This is a genomic window from Oleiphilus sp. HI0066, from assembly GCF_001635725.1.
Map to the genome: position 1 here is coordinate 1 of NZ_LWFH01000065.1, position 747 is coordinate 747.

Annotated in this window: 2 protein-coding genes; both read right to left on the reverse strand. The window is 44.4% G+C overall.

Features of this window, described 5'->3' with window-relative positions; translation table 11 throughout:
* Nucleotides 1–133: hypothetical protein (locus A3738_RS32290; protein ID WP_156503864.1), on the reverse strand; the 133-nt coding region annotated here is incomplete at its 3' end.
* 136 nt (nt 134–269) lie between these two features.
* Nucleotides 270–747: PEP-CTERM sorting domain-containing protein (locus A3738_RS01140; RefSeq protein ID WP_231876490.1), on the reverse strand; the 478-nt coding region annotated here is incomplete at its 5' end.

Consider the following 747-nt stretch of genomic DNA (forward strand, 5'->3'; position numbering starts at 1 on the left):
CGCCCAGAACATAGAGGTCTTCTGGTAGGTATTTAGCTTGAAATAAATGCAGTAAGGCGGGAATCAGTTTTCGTGCGGCTAAGTCTCCTGAGGCGCCAAAAATGACCAAGCAACTATTTTCCGTGACACGCAAGGAGCTCTCCTTATCTCATAGTCAACCAGCGATGGTGCTTAGCTCACTCTAGTACTGTGCAAATCGATACACAAGCATCAAAAACAACATGCACAAAAAAACCGGCATTAAGCCGGTTTTTTTCAATCATTCGCTATTACGAGCGTATACGCTTACGAGCACCAACTAAGGCCAGCACACCTAGCCCCATTAAGGCCAATGTACCTGGCTCAGAAACTTCAGTGACATTGATCGCTGCTAGTGCGAAATCGGTATTGCCCGGACTGATTTCATCGCCTGAATTTGCATCTGCAAAAAACTCCAACATGGTTACACCGCTGAAAAAGTTATCGCCGCTTGTTTGGAACCAACCAACTGTATTTCGAGTTTGATCACCCTCAAAGCCAAACACAGAATTTTCATCACCGTTAACTCGAACTTTGGCAAGCTCTGGTGTATTCAGGTTAGGTCCTTCGATAAATAAGTCTAAAAATGCAATCCAATCAACATCAACTGACTGGCTGAATTCAACTTTGATATACTCGTTCCCAAAGGAAATTTCGTCATCACGAACACCTAAGCCGTCAGTTTGGGACATCAACCCAGTCAAAGCAGTCGAACATGCTTTGCCTTCG